Origin of the sequence: Lysinibacillus irui, from assembly GCF_028877475.1 — a bacterium.
Classification (GTDB): domain Bacteria; phylum Bacillota; class Bacilli; order Bacillales_A; family Planococcaceae; genus Lysinibacillus; species Lysinibacillus irui.
Window position 1 is genome coordinate 101,037 of sequence record NZ_CP113527.1, and the last position, 6,464, is coordinate 107,500.

Here is a 6,464-nt window from a genome sequence, read left to right on the forward strand (position 1 = left end):
GAATCACATCATATGTTTAAAGGGGAAAGAAGACTTGAAGACTATACTTACGAAAACATTAACGATGGATGCAGATTCATTTTTTTATAGCTACAAGAAACAAACAGAGACACAACAAGCACATGTATTTTTAGAAAGTGGACGTGGTGGACATTTTACGATTGCTGCTTGGAATCCATTAGCCATTGCACAATCGGTAGAGGATGGACTGTCAGTCAATTGGAGAAATGGTAGACACGAAGTTTTACAGGGTGAATCTCTGGCCTTACTGGAAGAGCTCGTGGCAGAATATAAAATTCCTTATCATGCGGAGCTTCCTGTTTTTCAAGGGGGAGCCATTGGATTTGTCACATATGATTATGCACGTAAAATTGAAGTGCTTCCCAATACAGCGAAGAATGACTTAGAAATACCAGACAACTATTTTTATATATTTGATTGCTGGGCAGTGCATGATGTGAAGACCAATATAGTGACGCTTATGAAGATAGACGAAAGTGATGTTAACTTGGAACAGTGGGCTCATAACTGGCAGGTTGCAGCACAAGATGGACTAGCTACGCGAAAATTTGAAAAAACAAACGCTGTAGAAGTTATCAATGATGAAAATGAACTACTTGTTTCATTTGCTGGAACAGATTTTGAGGCAGCCGTAAAAAAAATACAAACCTATATAGCACAGGGTGATGTGTTTCAAGTGAATTTGTCTGTTCGACAGTCCAAGAAATTAAATGCTTCAGCTATGGATGTCTATGAGGCATTACGAGCATTTAATCCATCACCGTACATGGCTTATATTGAAGCACCAGATTTTGCTGTTGTTTCTGGATCCCCGGAGTTATTAGTCAAACGCCATGGAAATGAATTATCTACAAGGCCAATTGCTGGTACTCGACCAAGAGGGAAATCAGAGGCGGAAGATTTAGCATTAGCACAAGAATTAATTGATAATGATAAAGAACGCGCTGAGCATGTGATGCTAGTGGATTTAGAGCGCAATGATTTAGGTCGGGTGTCAACCTATGGAACAGTGGAAGTGGACGAGTTTATGGTCATTGAGCGCTATTCTCATGTAATGCATATTGTGTCGAATGTACGAGGCGAAATAGCAGAAGGTAAAACAAATGCGGATGTTATTCGTGCAATGTTCCCAGGAGGGACAATTACAGGAGCTCCGAAGATCCGCACTATGGAAATTATTGAGGAACTAGAGCCTGTGCGCCGTGGTTTATATACAGGTTCGATTGGTTGGCTCGGCTTTACAGGTGACATGGAGTTTAATATTGTCATTCGGACAGCGTTTATAAAAGATGGAGTTTCGCATATCCAGGCAGGAGCAGGCATTGTCATTGACTCTGTTCCCGAAAGAGAGTATCAGGAATCGTTAAATAAAGCGAAGGCAATGTGGCAGGCAAAGGCAATGGCAGAGGAGCGAGCAAAATGATTTTAATGATTGATAATTATGATTCTTTTATCTATAATATCGTCCAATATTTGGGTGAATTTGGTCATGAGATAGTGGTGAAGCGCAATGATGTTATAACGGCAGAGGAGATAGAACAACTAGCACCAGATATGATTGTTATTTCACCGGGACCATGTAGCCCAAATGAAGCAGGTGAAAGCTTGAACATTATTAAATATTTCGCAGGAAATATTCCGATTTTGGGTGTTTGTCTTGGTCATCAGGCGCTTGCACAGGTATTTGGCGGCAATGTCATACGGGCCGAGCGTCTAATGCACGGAAAGACATCACCTGTACTCCACGCTGAAGTAGGTTTGCATAAAGGCATGCCAAACCCATTCCTGGCAACTCGCTACCACTCCCTTATTGTAGAGAAAGAGACATTACCCGCTTGTCTTGAAATCACAGCTTGGACTGAGGAGGGAGAAATTATGGGGCTTCGTCATAAAGAATATCCAATTGAGGGTGTACAATATCATCCAGAATCCATTATGACTGAGCAAGGTAAAAGACTCCTTCGCCAATTTATAGAAACCCACGTCGAAGGGGTGAAATAGATGCAATGCTGGATGAATGGGCACTATGTGGCTGCACGGGATTTGCGTATTTCTCCATTTGATCATGGATTTTTGTACGGATTGGGTTTTTTTGAAACGTTTCGGACATATGGAGGTCAGGTATTTGGCTGGGAAGAACATATGGAAAGATTACAGCTTGCATTATCACAATACCACATTCATTTAACCTATCCTGAAAATGTTTTACTAGAGGTAGTGCAGCAATTAAATGAACTAGCAGGCGGGCAAGATGGCTACTTCCGTTTAAATGTATCAGCTGGAGAGCATAATATTGGACTACAGCCAACCGAATATAAACAACCCAATGTCATCATCTTTCGTAAAGAACTTCAGGACATACCGCGGGGGACTGAGAAAATAGCCCAATGGCTTTCAACTCCACGCAATACACCTGAACAAGGATTACGTGTTAAATCACATCATTATGGCAATAACGTACTCGGTCGCTTTGAAATGCCGTCATTGGCACAGCAAGAAGGTTTCTTTTTAACGCAAGAGGGTTATGTAGCTGAAGGGGTAACATCAAATGTTTTTTGGGTAAAAAATGATATACTATATACGCCTTCTTTAGAGACAGGCATTTTACCAGGGATTATTCGAGCATGGGTCTTAGAGAAGGCCAATGCTCTTGGTCTTAAGGTGATGGAAGGCTTTTATACAAAAGAAGACTTACTACAAAGTACAGAATGCTTCATTACCAATTCTGTGCAAGAGCTTGTGCCTATAAGTAGCTTAGAAAACCTACAATTTTTAGGCAATAAAGGGCCAATTTATTCGTGTTTACATGAAGCATTTGTTCAAGAAGTGGAGCAAGGATAGAAGGAGCGTTTTCATGCTAGAAAAATATACGAAACCATTAACCATTAATGGTATTACATTAGACTATACAAAAGAAACATTTGTTATGGGCATTCTAAATGTTACACCAGATTCCTTCTCAGATGGTGGCAAGTATAACAATGTTGAAGCTGCTGTTGCTCAAGCGAAAAAAATGGTTGCTGATGGAGCTAAAATAATTGACGTTGGTGGGGAATCTACTCGTCCAGGGTATGAACGAATTTCAGATGAAGATGAAATTGCACGGATCGTACCTGTTATTCAAGCGTTAGCCAAAGAAGTAAAGGCGATTATTTCCGTTGATACGTATAAAGCAAATGTAGCACGTGCCGCAATTGAAGCGGGGGCACACATCATTAATGATATATGGGGAGCAAAAGCGGAGCCGGAAATTGCCCAAGTTGCTGCAGATTTGCATGTTCCCATTATTTTAATGCACAATCGTGAAAATATGGACTATGGTATTGATTTTTGGGCCTCGGCAAAAGCGGATTTAGAAAGAAGTATCGCTATTGCACATCAAGCCGGCGTTCCTGATCATCATATCATCTTAGACCCAGGTATCGGCTTTGCTAAAAACACTGCACAAAATATTGCTATGATGCAACATTTAAGGGATTTAGTAGCTATGGGCTATCCAGTGTTATTAGCGACATCACGGAAATCAATGATTGGCAATGTCTTGAACCTACCTGTCGAGGAGCGTCTTGAAGGGACTGCTGCAACAGTAGTTTACGGTATTGAAAAGGGTTGTCATATGATAAGAGTTCATGATGTAAAAGAAATGGCACGTGCCACGCATATGACTGATATTTTAGTAGGAAAACGTTTGTTTAAGGAGGAAGCGTGATGGATTATATTCACTTAAAGGACATGCAGTTTTACGGCTATCATGGTGTATTAGCAGCAGAAACGACTCTTGGTCAACGCTTCAGAGCAAATGTTTCTCTTGCTGTAGATATGACAAAGGCTGGGGAAACTGATGATCTCTCTTATACAGTCAATTATGCAGAGGTATATGCGATATGTCGTGATATCGTAGAGGGCGATCCATTAAAGCTTATTGAAGCTCTTGTTGTGAAAATAGCGAATGCAGTATTAACAACCTACCCTGATAAAGTAAAGGGCGTTCGAGTAGAGCTAATTAAACCAGACCCACCTATTCATGGTTATTATAAAGAGGTGTCTGTTGAGGTAACGAGAGGTGATTTCTAATGAAGGATGTCTACCTATCTATCGGAACTAATATGGGAGAGAGATATGAGAATCTTCAGCATGCCGTTGCCCTATTAAAGGAAAAAAGTAATATTGAGGTTGTTCGTATTTCATCTGTTTATGAAACAGCTGCAGTGGGGTACACAGATCAGGCAGATTTTTTAAATATAGCTGTTCATATTAAAACGAATGTCTCATCTGCTGATATGTTGGAGATTTGCCAATCAATTGAACAGGAATTAGGGCGTGTAAGAGAATTCCGCTGGGGCCCACGAATCATTGACCTTGACATTTTGCTATACAATCACGAAAATATTAAAACTGAGAGCTTAATTGTTCCCCATCCAAGAATGTACGAGCGAGCGTTTGTCTTAGTACCCTTAGTTGAGATTACACCATCACCTCTTGGTGAACAACTACAACAAGCACATAATCTGTTGCAGCAAATGGATTGCGAAAATGAAGGTGTAACCTTATGGAAAACGTTTAAAGAACCTTCGACGGTACATTAAGCTATAGAAATACAGTATCAATGAATTTTAATGCACAGCATTAACATAGATAGCGAAGAAGAGGAAAGAGCCTTTAGAGGAGGAAGACAACGTTGAGTCATACAACAGAGAAGCCATTTCAAATTGGCGATATTGTTATGGACAATCGAGTAGTTTTAGCGCCCATGGCAGGGATTTGTAACTCTGCTTTCCGATTAACAGTTAAAGAGTTCGGAGCAGGGCTTGTCTATGCCGAAATGATTAGTGATAAGGGCATTGTCCAAAAAAATGAGAAAACATTAGGTATGCTTTATATCGATGAACGTGAAAATCCTCTGTCACTACAAATTTTTGGTGGAGATAAAGCAACCTTAGTGGAAGCGGCGAAGTATGTGGATGAAAATACTACTGCTGATATTATTGATATCAACATGGGGTGCCCAGTTAATAAAATTATAAAATGTGAAGCAGGAGCTCGCTTGTTATTAGATCCAAATAAAGTATATGAAATGGTGGCAGCTGTTGTTGATGCAGTTAAAAAACCTGTCAGCGTAAAAATGCGTATTGGCTGGGATGATGAGCATATTTTTGCCATTGAAAATGCACAAGCTGTTGAGCGTGCAGGTGCCTCTGCAGTAGCAGTCCATGGACGTACTCGTGTACAAATGTACGAGGGTAAGGCGAATTGGGATATCATTCGCCAAGTGAAGGAAAACGTGAAGATTCCTGTGCTTGGTAATGGTGACGTGGAAACGCCACAAGATGCTAAACGGATGCTCGATACAACAGGAGTAGATGCTGTTATGATTGGTCGTGCAGCATTAGGTAATCCATGGATGATTTATCGTACCGTTCAATACCTAGAAACTGGTGAGCTAAAGGAAGAACCGAGTATCCGTGAAAAGATAGATGTATGTCTATTGCACTTTGAACGTTTACTCCAGTTAAAGGGCGAAGGAATAGCAGTACGTGAAATGCGTAAACATGCTTCATGGTACTTAAAAGGAATTCGCGGTAATGGTAAAGCGCGTAATGCGATTAATCAAACTGAAACAGCAGCGGATCTTCGTGTACTATTAAATAGTCTTGTACAGGAATATGAAGAGGTCGAATCTAATTTAATCGTTCCTGAAGCAAAAGAATTAATAATATAGTTTTTTATGGCGTCTCACTATTATAAGAGACGCCTTTTTGTGCTGACTTTAATTTTTAGAATTATTAATCATCTTGTGTTGAATTGAAAATAAACTGAAAGAGATGATTACAGCACTAAAATTGTGTACAATAGAAATATTATGGACGTAAACACGGACAATTTACTTAAGGAGTGAAACAAGTGTCAAATATAGAAGAATTAAATGATCAGCTATTGGTGAGACGCCAAAAAATGACGACGATACTAGAAAACGGACAAGATCCATTTGGAAGCCGTTTTGAGCGTACACATTTATCTGCAGAAGTACGTGAACAATTTGCAGACCAAACAAAAGAACAACTTGAAGAAAACCTTCAAGAGGTGATTATTGCGGGACGTATTATGACGAAACGCGGTAAAGGAAAAGCTGGTTTTGCCCATATTCAAGATTTAGCAGGACAAATCCAAATTTATGTTCGCCAAGATCATGTAGGTGAAGAAGCATATGAGTTGTTTAAACAGGCTGACTTAGGGGATATCGTAGGTGTACGTGGAAATGTATTCCGTACGCAAGTTGGAGAGCTTTCAGTAAAAGCTGAGGACTTCACATTCCTTACAAAAGCTTTACGTCCTATGCCGGAGAAATTCCACGGCTTACAGGATGTTGAGCAACGTTATCGCCAACGTTATTTAGATCTAATGACAAATGAAGATAGCAAAAAAACGTTTATCACTCGTTCTAA

General features: G+C 40.0%; 8 protein-coding genes (1 of these 8 only partly in view). All 8 read left to right on the forward strand.

Annotation, left to right across the window (positions count from 1 at the left end):
• Positions 1–34: 34 nt before the first annotated feature.
• Entirely contained in the window at positions 35–1,444 is a 1,410-nt protein-coding gene (locus OU989_RS00500) for an anthranilate synthase component I family protein (RefSeq protein ID WP_396631776.1), read from the forward strand.
• On the forward strand, positions 1,441–2,022 hold the full coding sequence (pabA, locus tag OU989_RS00505) for an aminodeoxychorismate/anthranilate synthase component II (protein WP_274795183.1): 582 nt from the start codon (positions 1,441–1,443) through the stop codon (positions 2,020–2,022). Before OU989_RS00500 ends, pabA begins: the two co-directional genes overlap by 4 nt.
• On the forward strand, positions 2,023–2,862 hold the full coding sequence (gene pabC, locus OU989_RS00510; protein WP_274795184.1) for an aminodeoxychorismate lyase: 840 nt from the start codon (positions 2,023–2,025) through the stop codon (positions 2,860–2,862).
• 13 nt (positions 2,863–2,875) lie between these two features.
• The gene (gene folP / locus OU989_RS00515) at positions 2,876–3,730 is read left to right on the forward strand and encodes a dihydropteroate synthase (protein WP_274795185.1); all 855 of its coding nucleotides are present in this window, start codon (positions 2,876–2,878) and stop codon (positions 3,728–3,730) included.
• Positions 3,730–4,095 carry a dihydroneopterin aldolase gene (folB, locus tag OU989_RS00520; RefSeq protein WP_274795186.1) on the forward strand — a complete coding sequence of 122 codons (366 nt, stop codon included), beginning with the start codon at positions 3,730–3,732 and terminating at the stop codon, positions 4,093–4,095. Before folP ends, folB begins: the two co-directional genes overlap by 1 nt.
• Positions 4,095–4,607, forward strand: coding sequence for a 2-amino-4-hydroxy-6-hydroxymethyldihydropteridine diphosphokinase (folK, locus tag OU989_RS00525; RefSeq protein WP_274795187.1), 513 nt, complete (start codon positions 4,095–4,097; stop codon positions 4,605–4,607). Before folB ends, folK begins: the two co-directional genes overlap by 1 nt.
• Positions 4,608–4,699: 92 nt before the next feature.
• On the forward strand, positions 4,700–5,740 hold the full coding sequence (gene dusB / locus OU989_RS00530) for a tRNA dihydrouridine synthase DusB (protein WP_274795188.1): 1,041 nt from the start codon (positions 4,700–4,702) through the stop codon (positions 5,738–5,740).
• A 173-nt stretch (positions 5,741–5,913) separates the two neighbouring features.
• A protein-coding gene (gene lysS, locus OU989_RS00535) for a lysine--tRNA ligase (protein WP_274795189.1) crosses the window boundary here: on the forward strand, positions 5,914–6,464 show its start. 952 nt of this gene lie beyond the right edge of the window; only the first 551 of its 1,503 coding nucleotides appear in the window; its start codon is at positions 5,914–5,916; its stop codon lies beyond the right edge, outside the window.

What these genes read in the sequence shown, in the direction of transcription:
- pabA (WP_274795183.1), top strand. Translation starts at nt 1,441, where the DNA reads ATGATTTTAATGATTGATAATTATGATTCTTTTATCTATAATATCGTC.
- pabC (WP_274795184.1), top strand. Translation starts at nt 2,023, where the DNA reads ATGCAATGCTGGATGAATGGGCACTATGTGGCTGCACGGGATTTGCGT.
- folP (WP_274795185.1), top strand. Translation starts at nt 2,876, where the DNA reads ATGCTAGAAAAATATACGAAACCATTAACCATTAATGGTATTACATTA.
- folB (WP_274795186.1), top strand. Translation starts at nt 3,730, where the DNA reads ATGGATTATATTCACTTAAAGGACATGCAGTTTTACGGCTATCATGGT.
- folK (WP_274795187.1), top strand. Translation starts at nt 4,095, where the DNA reads ATGAAGGATGTCTACCTATCTATCGGAACTAATATGGGAGAGAGATAT.